Origin of the sequence: Kordia antarctica (assembly GCF_009901525.1) — a bacterium.
Classification (GTDB): domain Bacteria; phylum Bacteroidota; class Bacteroidia; order Flavobacteriales; family Flavobacteriaceae; genus Kordia; species Kordia antarctica.
Map to the genome: position 1 here is coordinate 5,186,819 of NZ_CP019288.1, position 17,100 is coordinate 5,203,918.

20 protein-coding genes are annotated in these 17,100 nt (G+C 32.8%); 8 read left to right on the forward strand and 12 right to left on the reverse strand.

Annotation, left to right across the window (positions count from 1 at the left end):
- Positions 1 to 42: 42 nt before the first annotated feature.
- Complete coding sequence (locus tag IMCC3317_RS21760) at positions 43 to 981, reverse strand: hydrogen peroxide-inducible genes activator (RefSeq protein WP_160131575.1); 939 nt, start codon at positions 979 to 981, stop codon at positions 43 to 45.
- Positions 982 to 1,086: 105 nt separating this feature from the next.
- Between IMCC3317_RS21760 and IMCC3317_RS21765 the strand changes: the two genes are divergently transcribed.
- On the forward strand, positions 1,087 to 1,560 hold the full coding sequence (locus IMCC3317_RS21765; protein ID WP_160131576.1) for a Dps family protein: 474 nt from the start codon (positions 1,087 to 1,089) through the stop codon (positions 1,558 to 1,560).
- 242 nt (positions 1,561 to 1,802) lie between these two features.
- Here the strand turns inward: IMCC3317_RS21765 and IMCC3317_RS21770 are convergent, their stop codons facing one another.
- Positions 1,803 to 2,234: a DUF2141 domain-containing protein gene (locus tag IMCC3317_RS21770; protein WP_160131577.1), complete on the reverse strand. Its 432-nt coding sequence runs from the start codon at positions 2,232 to 2,234 to the stop codon at positions 1,803 to 1,805.
- A gap of 492 nt (positions 2,235 to 2,726) precedes the next feature.
- On the opposite strand from IMCC3317_RS21770, the gene IMCC3317_RS21775 reads away from it, so the two are divergent.
- Positions 2,727 to 3,275 (forward strand): hypothetical protein, encoded by a 549-nt coding sequence (locus IMCC3317_RS21775; RefSeq protein WP_160131578.1) that lies wholly within the window; start codon positions 2,727 to 2,729, stop codon positions 3,273 to 3,275.
- Positions 3,276 to 3,453: 178 nt separating this feature from the next.
- Positions 3,454 to 4,302, forward strand: a complete 849-nt coding sequence (locus IMCC3317_RS21780; protein WP_160131579.1) for a hypothetical protein — start codon at positions 3,454 to 3,456, stop codon at positions 4,300 to 4,302.
- 93 nt (positions 4,303 to 4,395) lie between these two features.
- On the opposite strand, the gene IMCC3317_RS21785 is transcribed toward IMCC3317_RS21780, so the two are convergent.
- The 5 genes from IMCC3317_RS21785 to IMCC3317_RS21805 form a co-directional block, all read right to left on the reverse strand.
- Positions 4,396 to 5,730 (reverse strand): DUF58 domain-containing protein, encoded by a 1,335-nt coding sequence (locus IMCC3317_RS21785; protein WP_228055071.1) that lies wholly within the window; start codon positions 5,728 to 5,730, stop codon positions 4,396 to 4,398.
- A 30-nt stretch (positions 5,731 to 5,760) separates the two neighbouring features.
- Positions 5,761 to 6,786, reverse strand: a complete 1,026-nt coding sequence (locus IMCC3317_RS21790) for an AAA family ATPase (protein ID WP_160131580.1) — start codon at positions 6,784 to 6,786, stop codon at positions 5,761 to 5,763.
- 31 nt (positions 6,787 to 6,817) lie between these two features.
- Positions 6,818 to 8,032 (reverse strand): DUF4350 domain-containing protein, encoded by a 1,215-nt coding sequence (locus IMCC3317_RS21795; protein ID WP_160131581.1) that lies wholly within the window; start codon positions 8,030 to 8,032, stop codon positions 6,818 to 6,820.
- Complete coding sequence (locus IMCC3317_RS21800) at positions 8,029 to 8,793, reverse strand: DUF4129 domain-containing protein (RefSeq protein ID WP_160131582.1); 765 nt, start codon at positions 8,791 to 8,793, stop codon at positions 8,029 to 8,031. The genes IMCC3317_RS21795 and IMCC3317_RS21800 overlap by 4 nt, the downstream gene beginning before the upstream one ends.
- A gap of 84 nt (positions 8,794 to 8,877) precedes the next feature.
- Positions 8,878 to 9,855: a stage II sporulation protein M gene (locus IMCC3317_RS21805; RefSeq protein ID WP_160131583.1), complete on the reverse strand. Its 978-nt coding sequence runs from the start codon at positions 9,853 to 9,855 to the stop codon at positions 8,878 to 8,880.
- A 24-nt stretch (positions 9,856 to 9,879) separates the two neighbouring features.
- On the opposite strand from IMCC3317_RS21805, the gene IMCC3317_RS21810 reads away from it, so the two are divergent.
- Positions 9,880 to 10,620: an RDD family protein gene (locus tag IMCC3317_RS21810; protein ID WP_160131584.1), complete on the forward strand. Its 741-nt coding sequence runs from the start codon at positions 9,880 to 9,882 to the stop codon at positions 10,618 to 10,620.
- Complete coding sequence (locus IMCC3317_RS21815) at positions 10,620 to 11,228, forward strand: trimeric intracellular cation channel family protein (RefSeq protein ID WP_160131585.1); 609 nt, start codon at positions 10,620 to 10,622, stop codon at positions 11,226 to 11,228. The genes IMCC3317_RS21810 and IMCC3317_RS21815 overlap by 1 nt, the downstream gene beginning before the upstream one ends.
- 10 nt (positions 11,229 to 11,238) lie before the next feature.
- Here IMCC3317_RS21815 and IMCC3317_RS21820 read toward each other — a convergent pair whose 3' ends face one another.
- A complete protein-coding gene (locus IMCC3317_RS21820; protein WP_160131586.1) occupies positions 11,239 to 11,946 on the reverse strand; it encodes a peptidylprolyl isomerase in 708 nt (235 codons plus the stop codon).
- Between the two features lie 2 nt (positions 11,947 to 11,948).
- Between IMCC3317_RS21820 and IMCC3317_RS21825 the strand changes: the two genes are divergently transcribed.
- Both IMCC3317_RS21825 and IMCC3317_RS21830 read left to right on the forward strand, forming a co-directional pair.
- Positions 11,949 to 12,596, forward strand: a complete 648-nt coding sequence (locus IMCC3317_RS21825) for an NUDIX hydrolase (protein ID WP_160131587.1) — start codon at positions 11,949 to 11,951, stop codon at positions 12,594 to 12,596.
- Positions 12,597 to 12,635: 39 nt separating this feature from the next.
- The gene (locus tag IMCC3317_RS21830; protein ID WP_160131588.1) at positions 12,636 to 13,439 is read left to right on the forward strand and encodes a lysophospholipid acyltransferase family protein; all 804 of its coding nucleotides are present in this window, start codon (positions 12,636 to 12,638) and stop codon (positions 13,437 to 13,439) included.
- Between the two features lie 130 nt (positions 13,440 to 13,569).
- On the opposite strand, the gene IMCC3317_RS21835 is transcribed toward IMCC3317_RS21830, so the two are convergent.
- The 3 genes from IMCC3317_RS21835 to IMCC3317_RS21845 are packed head-to-tail and all read right to left on the reverse strand — an operon-like array spanning position 13,570 to position 14,973.
- Positions 13,570 to 13,821, reverse strand: a complete 252-nt coding sequence (locus tag IMCC3317_RS21835) for a hypothetical protein (RefSeq protein ID WP_160131589.1) — start codon at positions 13,819 to 13,821, stop codon at positions 13,570 to 13,572.
- A 27-nt stretch (positions 13,822 to 13,848) separates the two neighbouring features.
- Positions 13,849 to 14,475 (reverse strand): hypothetical protein, encoded by a 627-nt coding sequence (locus IMCC3317_RS21840; protein ID WP_160131590.1) that lies wholly within the window; start codon positions 14,473 to 14,475, stop codon positions 13,849 to 13,851.
- A gap of 3 nt (positions 14,476 to 14,478) precedes the next feature.
- Positions 14,479 to 14,973: an RNA polymerase sigma factor gene (locus IMCC3317_RS21845; protein ID WP_160131591.1), complete on the reverse strand. Its 495-nt coding sequence runs from the start codon at positions 14,971 to 14,973 to the stop codon at positions 14,479 to 14,481.
- A 151-nt stretch (positions 14,974 to 15,124) separates the two neighbouring features.
- Between IMCC3317_RS21845 and IMCC3317_RS21850 the strand changes: the two genes are divergently transcribed.
- On the forward strand, positions 15,125 to 16,408 hold the full coding sequence (locus IMCC3317_RS21850) for an NAD(P)/FAD-dependent oxidoreductase (RefSeq protein WP_160131592.1): 1,284 nt from the start codon (positions 15,125 to 15,127) through the stop codon (positions 16,406 to 16,408).
- On the opposite strand, the gene IMCC3317_RS21855 is transcribed toward IMCC3317_RS21850, so the two are convergent.
- On the reverse strand, positions 16,405 to 17,100 hold the full coding sequence (locus tag IMCC3317_RS21855; protein WP_160131593.1) for a lysoplasmalogenase family protein: 696 nt from the start codon (positions 17,098 to 17,100) through the stop codon (positions 16,405 to 16,407). The genes IMCC3317_RS21850 and IMCC3317_RS21855 overlap by 4 nt on opposite strands.

Genomic DNA, 17,100 nt, shown 5'->3' on the forward strand with positions numbered 1-17,100 from the left:
AAAAGCCGCGATAAGCGGCTTTTCTAGTTTTATACCAAATTATTATTTCTGTACAGGACTAATAATTTCTACATTATGAAAAGCAATCGCGCCTCGTACAATACTCATAATTACAGTTCGTAAAGCTTCAATTATTTGCATTTTTAATTCACTTTTGTGAAAAAGTAAACTTACTTCGCGCGCTGGTCTTGGTTCTGCAAAATGACGTAAATATTTGCGTTCACTTTCTCTAATATCAAGTGTATGCAAATAGGGAAGTAGCGTCATTCCTAAATCTTCGTTAGATAATTTTATCAAGGTTTCAAAGCTTCCACTTTCCAATTGAAAATGATCGTGATCTATTGCTCGCGGTACTTTACATAAGTTAATTACACCATCGCGAAAGCAATGTCCATCTTCTAATAATAAAATATCATCAATATCTAAATCTGCCGTTACAAGTTCTTTTTTGTCGTACAAACGGTGATTTTCGGTGGTATAACCTACAAAAGGTTCGTAATATAATATACGTTCTTTAATTTGATCGTTTCCTAAAGGCGTCGCAGCAATGGCAGCATCTAAATGTCCTTCATTGAGCTTTTTAATAATAACTTCTGTCGTTAATTCTTCTATTTTTAAATTTACTTTTGGATACTTTTTAATAAAAGTTTTTAAAAACATTGGCAATAACGTTGGCATAATTGTCGGAATGATTCCAAGTCTAAATTCGCCACCAATAAATCCTTTTTGTTGATCTACAATATCTTGCATTCTTCCGGATTCGTTCACAATACTTCGCGCTTGCTCCACGATTTTCTTTCCAATTTCAGTGAGCTGAATTGGTTTTTTGCTTCTATCAAAAATCTGAATTTCTAGTTCGTCTTCTAACTTTTGTATTTGCATACTCAACGTCGGTTGTGTTACAAATGATTTTTGTGCTGCGTATGTAAAATTTTGGTGTTCGGCAACTGCCAAAACATATTGTAGTTGTGTAATTGTCATGCGTCATCAATTTAAGTGATAAAAATATAAAAACTATCGATAAAACTTATACTAAATCGCGTTAAATATTAAATAAATTTGTTCAAACAAAAAAATATAAAGAAAATGGCATTAAATATATTAGGATTAGACGTCCAAAAGACAAAGGAATTAGTAACAGATTTAAACGTATTATTAGCTAATTTTCAAGTGTATTATCAAAACTTACGTGGAATTCACTGGAACATTAAAGGAAAAGGTTTCTTTGAGTTGCATGCAAAATTTGAAGAGTTATATAATGATTCACAAATTAAAGTAGACGAAATCGCAGAACGTGTATTAACACTTGGCGGCGAGCCTTTACACACATTTGAAGACTATATTGCGAATGCGAAAGTTCCTGTTGGAAAACATGTTTCGCAAGATGTAAAAGCAGTTGAATTGATTGTTACGTCAATTTCAGAATTGATACAATTGGAAAGAGCATTATTAGACAAATCTGATGAAGCGAGCGACGAAGGAACAAATTCAATGATGAGTGATTTTATCGCAGAACAGGAAAAAACGATTTGGATGATGAATGCTTGGTTGGGGAAATAAGTTATCTCGCTTCGCTCGGTTTAGTTTATGAGTTTATTGGTTTATAAGTTTATGAACTTGGAATTCTCTAAGAATCCATGTCTCAATACTCACTACTAAAATCTCAATACTAATGAGTTTAAAAGTTAATTTCGACTCCGCTCAATGTAAATAAAAGCGACACCTTTTGGTGTCGCTTTTATTATGCTATTTTCAGAGTCTTACCGTGCGGAGTCTGAGGCACTCGAAGACTCAGTACTTATTTACAGTATAATTTTCATTGTTACATCAGCATCACTAACTGAAAACTTAGAAGGTTCAAATTGTGGCGGTCCATAGCTTAACGGATTGTTTGAAGTTCCATAATCTTCTTTCGGCATTCCGCTAGTTTCAAAATCCATAAGCCCATTATTATTTTCGTCATGCAAGCATTTAATAGCGTATTCTCCTTTAGGAACATTTGTAAATGTAACTTTTACTTTATTGCCTTCAATCGTGCTTTCTGCTGCTTGAAAAGGGATTTCTTTTGAAAAACCATCTTTTGTGTACAATCCAAATATGACTTTTCCTGTATTATTTTTTATGTTGTCAACGGTAACTGTAATGGTCATACTTTCGTTAGAAGTTGTGTCTGAAGTTTGTGCTGTTGCGAATATACCTGTGATGAATAAGGCGATAAGAAGTAAATTTTTCATAATGTGATTGTTAGTTGATTATTGTTAGATTTTTATTTTGTTAGTGTTTGATGATTCAAAAGTCTGTATAAAATCAAGAAGCACATAAAAAAAGGAACTAGACTGTGGAATTTGGATGATGAGTTGTAGAAAGTTGGGTAATTGCGTTTGTGTTCATTAGATAAATTGGTTGAAATTACTTCGTTTCACGACTTAAAAATGTGGTTTCGTTTTGACGTTTTGGGAAGATAGTTTGAATTTTTATTGCGGATTACGGGAAACCGCAAAGATACGTTTAATCTTTATTTTACTTTTATGCGAAATAATAGGGATTTGAAATGAGGCTTTTTTTGTGCTTATGTTGTGAAGTATCTTAGATCAAAATTTTGATTTAAAATAAACTTTTATTTAAGCTTTGTTAATTACTAAAAAAAATGATTTTAATATAGTGTTGGGAATAAACCGAAAAACCAACTGAATTTTGAAGTAGGTAATGATTATAATATTAAAAAAATGAAATTTAAAATTTTACTTCTAGCTTTAGTAATTAGCACTGTATCAATCGCTCAAGAAATATCAGCACCTGAACCCGATTTCGAAGGTGAAATTGTATTTGTTACTTCTGAAAATAAACATCAAGAACTTGAAATGGTTACAACATCTGTAAAAAGAGGGCAATCTGTTGGCAGAATAATTTCGGGTATTGGAAAAGTGAAAGCTCGAGTAATAGCCAAAGGTAAAACGTCTACAACAAAAATTAAGAAGAGTGAAAACTTATACTTCATTTATAATCATGGTTCTAATAATATTCTTCCTACGAAAATTATTCAACTTTTAGAATTCAAAACAAGAAAAAAGTATAGGGAATATTTAATAGCTAGTTCTAGTAATGTTTCAGGTCAAACTGATACGGGAGTACTTGATCTGATTAAGTTTAGGGGAAAAAAATATGGGAAAGGCTCATATCTAATAAAAGTATCAAATTTGGAACCTGGAGAATATGCATTCTTTGTAGGTTCAGAAGAAACTCAAGATGGTTTTTTCTTTACCGTGACTGACTAAGAATATCTTCAATAGTGTGTGTAATTATTGTTATTACATGTCTGCTTAGGGAAATCTCATCTCCTTAAGTTCATTAGTAATCTAGATTTTATATTTTGCTTGTGTTCACTAAAATCAGTCGATTAACCAATGAAACTAATCTTATGTAATAACGTTAACCACAATTAAAACAACCATTATGAAAATAAAACTACCAATTATTATAATTATTTTATTAAGCTTTTTAAAAGTTAATTCTCAACAAGAAGTTAAAGGCGATTACAGAATATATCTTAAAAAAGATGGGACTTCATCAAATAGTAATGTTCCAATAATTTTAGAAGAAGAACGTGGAGTTAAAGAAGAAATCCTATATACATATGATAAAAAAAATGCTACTAAAAAATCAAAACTCTATGTCAAAATTGATAATGCGTTCTCTTTTAAGAAAATCAATTCTGAATTCGATGATAGTTCTGTAACTGTTGAACTTGAGCAAAAAGATAATAAATTAATATTTATTATCAAAGATGATAATGTTGTTTCTGATTTTAAAAAATATAATATTGGGTTTAAGAGAAGATTATATATAGACATCACAGAAGGAGTAAAAATCACGAGAACATCTTGGAAAGTTAGCGCTATTACAGTTCCCTTAAAGGCATATTTGACAAGTCAATCAGATAGTTTAACAAGTTTTACAAATAATCTTGAAACAGATGTGAATGTGGCAGTTACATTTGGTAAAAGTTGGGAGAAGTTTTCATATAAGAAAGGTAGAGAACCTAAATTAACAAATAATCAAAATGCTTATGTTTTTGCTGGCCTAAATAAATTATCACTTACTAAGAAAAATACTGATGGAAAAAATGATGGAGATAATATTTTAAGTATTAGTTCAGGAATTGGATATCAATACGGATATGGAAAACTCGGATTAAGCTTATTGTTAGGAATCGATTTACCAGTATCTTCCATAGGTCAAAATTGGGTGTTCAAATATCAACCTTGGCTTGGAATCGGAATTGGGTATTCAATATTTAAATAACACAGCGGTTAACTTAAGATGTGCATTATAGTTAAGGAGAGTTGAACGAAGAATTTAAGTTATAGAAGAAAATTAAATTCGCTAGTAAAATACCTAAACCAAACCACGAGCCTTCATCTCCAAATACTTATTAATAGCATCAATCGTTAAATTCTCAGGCGTAGTTAAAATAGAATAAATTCCGTATTTCTTTAATTCGTTGACAATTAAGCGTTTTTCGAAAGAGAATTTTTCTGCAATTACTTTGTCGTACGCTTCTTGAATATTGGTTGCTTCGGCTTCTATCAATTCATTGAGTTCGGTATTTTTGAAGAAAACAACGACTAATAAGTGACTTTTAGCAATTCCTTTTAAATAAGGTAACTGTCTGTTTAAAGCGTCCATTGTTTCGAAGTTTGTATACAACAATATCAAACTCCGATGTTTAATGTTTCGTTTAATATCTGCGTACAATCTGCCATAATCCGATTCAAAGAAATCTGTATTTACATTATATAACGATTCCAGAATCATACTCATTTGCGCACTTCGCTTTTCGGCAACGACCATATTTTCTACATTCTTTGAAAATGTAAACATTCCAGCTTTGTCTTGCTTTTTCAAAACAACATTGCTCATTACTAAGGTTGCATTAATAGCATAATCGAGCAAACTCAAACCGTCAAAAGGCATTTTCATCACACGACCTTTGTCAATCACAGAATATACAGGTTGCGATTTTTCATCTTGATACTGATTCACCATTAATTGATTCTGTTTCGCCGTCGCTTTCCAATTGATCGTTCGCAAATCATCACCTGTCACATATTCTTTAATTTGCTCAAATTCCATCGTATGTCCGATGCGACGAATCTTTTTAATTCCGTACATCGTCAAATTGTTGCTAATGGCAAGCAAATCGTATTTTTTGAGTTGTAAATACGCAGGATACGTTGGCACCATGATTTCATTGTCAAAAAAGAAACGTCTGGAAACCAAGCCTAAAATTGACATTACATAGATATTCAGTTTCCCAAACGTATATTCGCCACGTTCCGTTGGACGCAAGTTATATTTCAATTCTGAAACGCTCGAAGCCGCTAATTTTTTCTCAATAGAAAAATCACGTACTTGAAACTGTTCAGGAATTTCGTCAATGATTTTTGTGTAAATGGAAAATGTATAATAGTTTTCTATACGTAAAAACACATCATTTTCATCGCCATTAGAGAATTTTTCAGGTGTTTGTCGTTTTCCTGAAATTCCCCGTTTTGTTACATATAAAATGATAATATCTAACAAAGCAAATGTGAGTAAAATCAGCAATAATAGTTTGGATATATAAAAGAATTTTGGAAATATAAAGCTCACTATAAAGCATAGTATAATGCTCAAACATCCGTAAAAGAAACGATCTTGGAGATATAATGATTTAAAAAAACGTTTGATGCTTTCCACTAGTTACTGTTTTAGAGTTGCTTATCGAGGAATCTCAATAGTTTGTATAATCTGATTGATAATTTGTTTTGAAGTTACACCTTCCATTTCACGCTCTGGCGTTATAATAATTCGGTGTTGCAACACTGGAATCGCAACTTGTTTGATGTCCTCTGGCGTTACAAAATCGCGTCCATTCATCGCGGCATACGCTTTGGAAGCTTTTAAAATGGCAATAGAAGCTCTTGGCGACGCACCAATGTATAAAAACTGATTGCTCCGCGTATTGATGATGATTTCAGCAATGTATTTTAGCAAATGTGGCTCAACAATGATGTCATTTACTAGGTTTTGAAACTTTATAATGTCGTCTTTTGATAGGAACGAACTAATTTTATCAATTTTATTTCCTTCTTTTAAATCATGTTCACGCGCAATGATTTCTACTTCTTCATCCAATGTTGGATAATCTACGCTGATTTTAAACAGAAAACGGTCTAATTGCGCTTCAGGCAACCGATATGTTCCTTCTTGCTCAATTGGGTTTTGCGTTGCCAATACCATAAACGGCGGCGATAGTGTGTATTTTGTTCCGTCCATGGTAACTTGGCGTTCTTCCATTACTTCAAACAATGCCGCTTGTGTTTTTGCTGGCGCACGATTGATTTCGTCAATCAATAACATATTAGTAAATACAGGACCTTTTTTGAACTCAAACTCCGTTTTTTTCATGTCAAAAATGGACGTTCCCAATATATCACTTGGCATTAAATCTGGCGTAAATTGAATTCGACCAAAATCGACAGTTAATGATTTTGCCAATAATTTTGCCGTAATGGTTTTTGCAACTCCAGGAACACCTTCAATCAATACGTGTCCTTTGGCGAGTAATGCGGTAATTAGCATGTCGATCATGCTTTTTTGTCCAACAATTACTTTAGATAATTCTTGTCGTATTTTATGAACTCCATTTTGCAATTCCGACAGATCAATTCTGTTTTCGAATGACAATGGCGCTTCTTCTTCGTTATGAGTATTTTCTTCGTTTTTTTCTTTTCTTAAGTCCATATATTCAATTTATTGTAATTAATGGTATGAGTTATTTCTTTTTACGGAAATTTTCGATCGCTTTGGTAATCATTAAAACATCATTTTGATCGAAGTGTATTTTTTTCTTTAATATGTTGAGCAGTTTTACGAGTCGTTCAATTTCTTCTATTGGTTTCCCTGATTTTTGTCGCAGTCGCGTGATAAACTTCTCATCTAACACTTGTGTATTCATTAAATATTCTGTTCGTAAATGCTCCAGAAAATACGTGATTTTTTTGCGAACTACATTTTCATGATCTTTTGTTTCATAGAATAGATTCCCGATGGTTTTGGTGAAATCTACCGTTGTATTTTCAAGCGGATCTACAATTTTGACAATACGTTGTTTTCGTTTTACATTAAACAGTATAAATATTAATAGAAATAGCAGTGATAAATACCAAGCCCAACGCAATGCAGGTTCCGATAAGATAAATCGTAAAGAAGAATCGCGTTTTCCATCGCCTTTTCCATCAACAACTCTGTAAGCAGAATCGAAGAAAATATCGGCATCAGGCAAATAACCTAAAATTCCTTCTGAATATTTGTAATGATCGTCTTTTAGCAAGTGAAAGTTTGTAAAGACAGCAGGTTGTGTGTGCAATAGAAATGAACCATCGCCATGAGGCACTTTGATAAAGTTGGTATAGATGGAATCATTGTCAAATTTTTGATAGCCTAAAGGCGTTGTTGTTAGTGTATCAATTTTTGAGAAATGGATATTTTTCATACCTGTTTCATAGGAGATTTCATTGTCACGCAAATTTCTATTGGCAAACGACAGCGTAGCTTTAGTAGAAACTTGATACTCATATTTTGTTGAGAAACCTAGAGAATCTTTTAAGTAACGCGGCATTTCGTGCGTGGATAAAAAGATGGTATTTCCTTCGGAAGCAAAATCGAGCAATTCGTTTAGCGAAGCTTCATCCGTATAAAAATCAGGACTTATGTGAACATAGCTACCTTTAATTTTATAGGTGTAGGTTTCCCAATCGTATTTACCATTGAAAAATTCGTATGGACTTCTGTAAATGTTTTTAATTTTTCCGTCTTCTAAAGTGCGCGCTAGTTCTTTGTGAAATATTTTTAAATCGTACGGATTTGTTTGTCGTTCATCATACGTTTCTCGCCAATCAATAGGTGTTGGTTTTGACATTTGAACAGAAATTGCAATAAGGATGAGTGCAATTAGGATTCCGAGATATATTTTTAGTCTTTTACTCATGCCGCCATGTTTTTTAGGATGAGATTAAAAGATTCCTCCGCTTGTTCGTATTGCTCTTTGTCAATAGTAAATTCGCCATACCAAACGTAATTATACAAATAAGAAGTATATAAAAATTGTTCACGGACTTTTTCGTTTTTTATTTCATGTGAATAATCGAGATTTGTTTTTTCTGGATCGTACTTAATGATCTCGGAAGCGCTCATCTTTTTTAACATGTGTAAGTATTGATACCGAATTGCCAAGCGATATTCATTGTTTGTTAAGGCTTCTGAAATCAATGTTGTAAAGTCAATAATGTGAATATTGGTTTCTACATCTTCATGCGTGATTCTTTTTCGGTCGGATGCTTTTCCAAAAACCCAGCGTCCTTCGCCATTCATAATCGCACGAACTATTAAGAATACTACAATAATTATGATAACAACATAGAAGATATTTTTGGCACTGATTAAGAAATCGGCTGCATCTTGACGCGATTCAAAGTCAAATAGACTTTCAATGGTAGCTTCTAACCAATCTATAAAACGAGAAAACCAACCTTTTGTTTTTTCTTCTTCATAAATATATTCGCTACTTTCATATCGATCTTTAAAATCTTCATCATACGTTTTTGGCGTAACATCTGAAGTATCTTGTATGACAGGAACTTGTTGTTGCACCGCATTTGTTGCATGCGAGACGCTTCCCGAAAGGGAAATTATAAAAAATATTCCTATGCGTAGAAAGTTATAAAATATGTGATTGATTTTTCTTGACATTAACCTTTTGCTGAACCTATTTCGTTAATAGTAAATTGAGTGTTGATATTTTCTCTTTCTTTTTTTGATTCTAAATCTCTCGATTTATAGAGTTGAAACATGCGCTTTTAATTTTTTGTGTACTATATGAGGATAAATCAAATAGTAATATGATATTATACTGAGTGTAATGAGAATGATACCAACCGAAAGCCAATTGGACATAATATTTGAATAACGTGTAACAAAACCTTCTAAAAAGCCAGCGGCTAAGGTAAAAGGGAACGTACTTATTAATATTTTGATTCCGTTTTTGAGTCCCATTTTAAAGGAAGCCATTCGCGAATATGTTTTTGGGAATAGAATGCTTGCGCCTAATAATAATCCGGCAGCACCTTCTATGACAATAGCAAATATTTCCATAGAACCGTGAATCCAAATGCCGCGAACACTTTCCCACAGAACACCTTGTTCATGAAAAAAGTATTGAAATGAACCTAACATGATTCCGTTTACCATTAAAACATAGCCAGTTCCTAAACCGCCAAAAACGCCAAATAGGAACGATTTTATACCAACATATAGATTGTTGAGAGTAATTCCGATAAACATTCCGAAGTTTCCACTACTTTTATAAATGGCAACAGGATCGCCTTTTTCTATGTTTTCGAGTGTTGTATTTACGTAATTATCGCCAAGAATTAGTCGAACAAACGAATCATCATACGCTGCAGAAACGGCTCCGATGGTTACAAAAGTGCCAAAAATTAAAAAAGCGTACAGCACATAACGCCGAAATTGATACATAATTAGCGGAACTTCTGTTTTCCAAAAAGAAATAAAACGATTTGTTTTCTCTCTTTTAGTTCTATAAATTCGTTGAAAAGCGGCAGATGCAAGCTGATTTAAGTAGCTAATAGTTTTACTCTTAGGGTAATACGTTTGCGCATACGCCAAGTCATTCATCAATTGAATATACAATGACGAAAGTGTATCGGGATTTTTAAACTGATTATTGTAAATGGTTTTCTCAAAATTCAACCATTTTTCTTTATTTTGCTTGATAAATGCAACTTCTCTCATAGATACGCTAAAATAAAACATAAAATGTCAGAGATACAAATTAATACTACTCAAAATGTAAATATCAATTTTACATTATCATCTGTTGGAGAACGAGTCGTCGCTCATATTATTGATTTAGGAATCAAAATAGCTTATGGAACGATTGTTTGGTGGACTGTTTCTAGTTTATACTATGATAACGGTTTCATGAGTGATTGGGACGATTGGTCCGTGATGTCTATGTATGTAATACTGCTTTTTCCAGCTATTTTTTACACCTTAGTTTTAGAATCATTATTTGAAGGACAAACCTTAGGAAAAAAAGCGTTGAAAATTAGAGTTGTAAAGATTGACGGTTACCAAGCTTCGTTTGTAGATTATTTAATAAGATGGTTTTTCAGAATTATTGATCTTAATATGTTAAGTGGTTTTATTGCCCTAATTACTGTGATTATCAGCGAAAAAGGACAACGCTTAGGTGATATGACCGCGGGAACTGCCGTTATTTCATTAAAAAGTAAAGTGCTTATTTCACATACTATTTTAGAGGAAATAGGCGATAATTACAAACCGCAATATCCTGCAGTTATTAAACTTTCGGACAATGATATGCGAATTATAAAAGAAACATTTATCATTGCCAGAAAAGGAAAAGACTACGATACACTCAATAAATTAAGAGTAAAAGTTGAAGAAGTAATTGAAATGAAATCGCGACAGGACACAATTCCTTTTATCGATATTGTTATTAAAGATTATAATTTTTATACACAAAACATGTAATGCTATTTTACACACTTGATATTATAGGAACGTTTGCTTTTGCCATTTCGGGAGTTTTGGTTGCCATGCAAAAACGCATGGATCTTTTCGGAATTTTTATCATTGCCTTTGTTACGGCTGTTGGTGGCGGAACATTGCGTGATGTTTTAATTGGAAAAACGCCAGTTGGCTGGATGAACGATCTAAATTATGTATATACTATTGGTTTGGCAGTGATTATTTCCATCATATTTAAGAACAAATTGAATCGACTTCGTACGTCACTATTTTTGTTTGACACAATTGGTTTAGGAGTTTTTACTATCATTGGTGTTGAAATAGGAATTTCGGCAGGTTTGCATCCAATTATTTGTATTGCTTTGGGAACTATGAGTGCTTGTTTTGGTGGTGTTATTCGCGATATTCTTTGTAATGAAATTCCCGTAATTTTTAGAAAAGAAGTATATGCAACGGCTTGTATTTTAGGGGGAATTACCTTTTTTATACTACAACATTTTAGATTGAAAGAAGATTTAATCTATATTTTTACGGCTGCTATTGTAATCTCCATTCGATTGTTAGTTGTAAAATTCCGAATACAATTGCCAACTGTGTATGAAAAACAATGACAAAAGCATTCTAATCCAACACTTCTACTTTCCGAATCATAATATTTTTTTTAGGCCATTCACCTTTATCCGTTTTTTGACTGGCAATTTCGTCCACAACGTCCATACCAGCAATTACTTTTCCAAAAGCTGTATATTCTTTATTCAAATGATGTGTGCCACCTTTTTTCTGAACAATAAAAAACTCAAAAGGAGACGCAAGTTTATACGTACGATCAATATCGCCACTTGGCATAGAAATCACGCCGCGATCATGTTTAAAGCCTTTTTTAGTATCTGGCGGAAGCAAATACTGACCAATTTGTTGACGCTTTTTAGAAATACTCCAACTGTCTGAATTTCCACCTTGAATAATAAAATCGTTCACCACACGATGAAACTGCGTACCTTCAAAATAATTGCGTTTGGCTAGCATGATGAAATTCGCTCTGTGATATGGAGTTTCATTGTAAAGTTCAAGATCAATATTCCCGAAATCAGTGACAATCCGTACTTTTCGTTCCTTATTTTTTTCTCCATAGGCAATCATATAATCCAATACATTTTCAGTGGTAATGAATGTATGTTTCTCTTTTTTAATTTCTTTCTTTTTGGTTGCTTCTTTAACAATTTCAGGTGTTTCCGTTTTCTGAGATTCGTTTATAGGTTTAGAAGTTTTAGTATCTTCACAACCTGCTAAAACACACACAGCAATTAATACATAGCAAATATTTTTCATAGATGAATTTTGATAACTTTAAAAAAATCCTTCCAAAAATAGCAAAAATCCCGCTTCCGGGCATCTCTTCACAGTTGAAAATGGCTCCTGCAATGCGTCAAAAGGAATTGGAAAAGATGAGAGATCGGATGCAAAATGCTCGAAAATCAGCTGTTATGGCGTTGTTTTACCCAAATTCTGATCATGAAACAATGCTCGTATTAATTTTGCGAAAAACGTATAAAGGTGTGCATTCCAATCAAGTTGGATTTCCTGGCGGACAAATGGATCCTGAAGATATAAACTTTACCGCAACCGCATTGCGAGAAACGGAAGAAGAAGTTGGCGTTGACCGTACGACAATTGAAGTCATTCGTGAAATAACGGCAACCTATATTCCGCCAAGCAACTTTACAGTAAAGCCTTTTATTGGAATTTTACACAAAACACCAATATTTATACCGCAACCATCGGAAGTAGAAGCAACCATTGAAGTTTCACTCAAAGATTTACTTGCAGATGGATCTATTATTGAAAGAGAATTGAGTACTTCTTATGCTACAACTGTAAATGTTCCAGCGTTTTACCTCAATGAACATGTAGTTTGGGGCGCAACGGCTATGATGTTGAGCGAAGTTAAAGACATCATTTCGACTGCCATTTCAAATTAGTTTTTGTAAATTTGTAATTCGCTCTAAAATTAAATATACATGGGATTATTCAAAAGAAATCCTTTCGGACATATACTCTTTTTAAAAAAATGGTTGATCAGAATCGCTGGAACGCTTACGCACAGGCGTTATCGTGGCTTTAATGAATTACAGATTGAAGGTTCTGAAATACTAAAAAATTTACCAGATAGAAATGTATTATTTGTTTCTAATCATCAAACATACTTTGCTGATGTAGTAGCAATGTTTCACGTATTCAACGCAAGTTTAAGTGGACGCGGCGATTCTATCAAAAATGTAGGGTATTTATGGAATCCAAAATTAAACCTGTATTATGTAGCGGCAAAAGAAACCATGAAGTCTGGGTTATTGCCAAAAATATTAGCCTATGCAGGTTCTATAAGTATTGAACGTACATGGCGAGCAAACGGTGAAAATGTGAACCGACAAGTGAAAATGAGTGATATTTCTAGTATTGGAATCGCACTTGATGACGGTTGGGTAATTACATTTCCGCAAGGAACTACACGTCCGTGGAAACCTATTCGTAAAGGAACAGCACATATTATTAAGAAATACAAGCCAATTGTAGTTCCCATTGTGATTGATGGTTTCAGACGTTCTTTTGATCGTAAAGGACTTCGAATCAAAAAGAAAGGAATTTTGCAATCTATGGAAATCAAAGAACCGTTGCAATTTGATTATGAAAATGATACTGTAAACGAAATTATAGAAAAATTAGAATACGCAATTGAGCAACATCCATCATTCTTAAAAGTAATTCCACAAGAAGAACTTGAAGCTATGGAAGAGCTGAACCAAAAGCGTAAATGGGAATACTAATTCCGTAAAATACAGCTACAAAAAAAGGACTCGTGAAATTGAGTCCTTTTTTTATTTTATATGATTTGCTTCTAGTCTTTATTCTTGACTCTAAAAGCAAAGCAATCTATACTCTTTTATATATAGAAAATTAATTCTCAGTAGAAGTTTCTTCGTCTTTTGGAGCTTCTTCATTATGAAGTGTTGTGTACATAATATGTCCAACCTTATTGAAAACACTATAAATAAGTTGCATAAATCCTCCATTGCTTAAACCGTACATTGCAGTATAAGTAGCAGAATTATTTGTTGTGAATTGATTGTCAAACGATTTTGTTTGTTGGTGTGCACTTACAGAAACACTAAACATAACAAGCATTAATAATAAAAGTATTTTTTTCATGACGATATAATTTTGGTGGTATGGTTTTTATGATTTTAATTGTTTTAACTCCTTATAATTATGTTTCAACTTTTTAGTTAACAGTCCGTAAAGTAAATAATATATTCCGTAAAATACTAATACAATCACGCATGCCATAAAAATAGTGACAACGGCTAATACAAGATAACTACTTAATGTTGCTTCCGCAGAAAACTGTTCCATGCCGCCAGCTTCCGCAATAAAACCAGATGGAACAGCAACACAAACGGTAACTGCAATAGCACTTAAGCTATATATTACGTAATGTTTCACCGTTTTACGAGTAGTTATAATGTTTTGCATTAAATCTTTGATAGAACTTGTTGTCGAAATCTTTTTATAATTCATAAAGAACTTATAAATAAAGTAAAACACAACAATAGTGGAAAAGTAATAAAACCAATTAAGCCAAATTGGCGTATTGGAGTTTTCCATTGCTTCAGGCTTCAATAAGAATACAAGCACAACACTTAATACTCCAAAACCTAGTTCGATTAAACTGACATAAAAGATCCATTTTACGAGAGAAGATGACTTCTTCCAGATCATTTTGTCAATTTCATTGTAGGATAGCGTAGGCTGATTCTCCTCTTGCTTTTTCCAGTCTTTTTTTAATAAATCTAATTCTTCCATGGGTTATGGATTTAAAATCTTTTTCAATTTGGTCTTAATTCTGTTCATTTTCACGCGTGCATTCACTTCTGTAATACCAATTGTTTGGGCTATTTCTCTATAATTTTTATCTTCTAAGTATAAAAAAATTAAGGCTTTTTCAATATCTGATAATTGCTTAATCGCTTTATACATAATCTTCAATTGCTCTTCTTCAGTATCATCATAATCTACGGATGATATTTTAAAAATAACACTTTCATAATCTTGTGTTTTTACCGAACGCTTGGATTTTCTATATAACGTAATAGCAGTATTTAACGCTACTCGGTACATCCAAGTACTAAACTTTGAATCGCCTCTAAATTTCGGATATGCTTTCCATAACTGTATCGTTATCTCCTGAAAAAGATCGTTGTGTTGATCTCTATTAGAAGTATAAATTCGACAGACTTTATGAACGATATTCTGGTTGCGTTCTAGTTCGGTTACAAAATTATGTTCGAGGTTAGTGCTCAATTTTTGATGGTTATTTCCCTATAAGTGTTCATTAAAACAAATATGTTACATAATTTTCAATAAACTTTTAGAAAGCTGTATTTTTGTAGCACATTAGTATCTTTTACTCAAATATTATTAAAGAGAAAATAGTACACACGAATAATTTTTTATGAACATACCAAGAACGAGTTTTCCAAGAGTTGTCATTATTGGCGGCGGATTTGCAGGAATTTCATTGGCAAAACAATTAGGAAAACAAGAAGTGCAAGCCGTATTAATTGACAAACACAATTATCATACGTTTCAACCTTTACTATATCAGGTATCTACAGGCGGATTGGAACCTGATTCTATTGCATATCCTATTCGTAAAATTGTAAAAGATTATCCAAATTTTTACTTTCGATTGACAAATGTTGACACTATTGACACTGAAAAAAAATGTGTGTGTACAGAAATTGGCGATTTAACGTACGATCAATTAATAATTGCAACAGGTTCTGAAACTAATTTTTTCGGAAATACAGACATTGAAAAATATAGTATGGCAATGAAAACGATTCCGCAATCGTTGAATCTTCGTAGTCTAATACTTGAAAACTTTGAACAAGCCATTCTAAAATCTGACTTTGAAGAGCGCAACGCATTAATGAATTTCGTTATTGTTGGCGCTGGACCAACTGGCGTAGAATTGGCAGGCGCTTTGGCGGAAATAAAAAAAGGAATTCTTCCGAAAGATTATCCTGATTTAGACATTCGTCAGATGAAAATTAACTTGATTCAAAGTTCCGATCGCATATTACCAGCCATGAGCGAGCAAGCATCTGCAAAAGCTGAAGATTATTTGCAAGGACTTGGAGTTGATGTTTGGAAAAACTTACGTGTTACCAATTATGATAGCGATTTAGTAAGCACTGACGGAACAGTTACTTTTAGAGCAGCAACCTTAGTTTGGTCGGCAGGTGTAAAAGGAGCAACAATTGCGGGTTTAGATGGTGAACAATTTATTACTAGAGGAAACAGAATCATTGTAAACGAATTTAACCAAGTAAAAGGATTTGATGATATTTTTGCACTTGGCGATATTGCTTCCATGCAAAGCGAAGAATATCCTTTTGGACATCCAATGATGGCGCAACCTGCAATTCAGCAAGGAAAACATTTAGGGAAAAACTTAGTGCGCAAATTGAATGGGAAAGAAATGAAACCTTTCAAATACCGCGATAAAGGTTCAATGGCAACTGTTGGAAGAAATAAAGCAGTTGTTGATATGCCAAATTTCAAATTTCAAGGTGTTTTTGCTTGGTTTGTTTGGATGTTTGTGCATCTATTCTTCCTCATTGGATTCCGAAATCGAATGGTTGTATTTATCAATTGGGTTTACAATTATATCCGTTTTGACAGAGAAGCACGTTTAATTATCAGGCCTTATAAAAAAATACGAAAACCTTAAACTGTAGTTTTTAACTCTTCTTTTTCGGGATATTTCAGTAATAAAATACCTGTAATGATACATAATTGTGAGAATCCATAAAATAACATAATCAAAATATCTTTGTACGGTATTGCTTTGTGAAATGCATGCAATCCTACAATCATTTGTGAAATTGTAAAAAAGATAGTTCCAATCAACACCAAACGATAACTTTCAATATTTACGTTTTTATAGCGTAAGAATGCAATCTTCATAAAGTTTAAAAAAGTCACCATGTATATCATTACTGGAATCAGTAAATTGTTCAATCCGTCATACATTAAATAAATCAGCGAAAGCGCAAGTAACATTGAAACTGCCAAAAAAGGAATCAATCGATCAATATCATACAAAGTCTGTTTATAAAAATAAAACGAGTAGAGTAGTAGTGCGATTAAAAATAAACAAAGACCTACAATAAAGGAATACGAAGGTGTATCTTCTAACAAAATAATATCTCCTGAGCACATAAAAACCAACGCAAAAAGTACCGCTAATCTATTTTTCAGCAACATTTTTCCACTATTCACATAGAAAAAAACGCCTAAAATTATCGTAATTAGTGGCTTTGTGTACAATCTGAAATCATAAAATTCTTTAGCATTATTAAAAAAAATATCTAAAGAAAGATTCAGCAAAAATATAAATAAGAATACTTTAAAATACTTCAT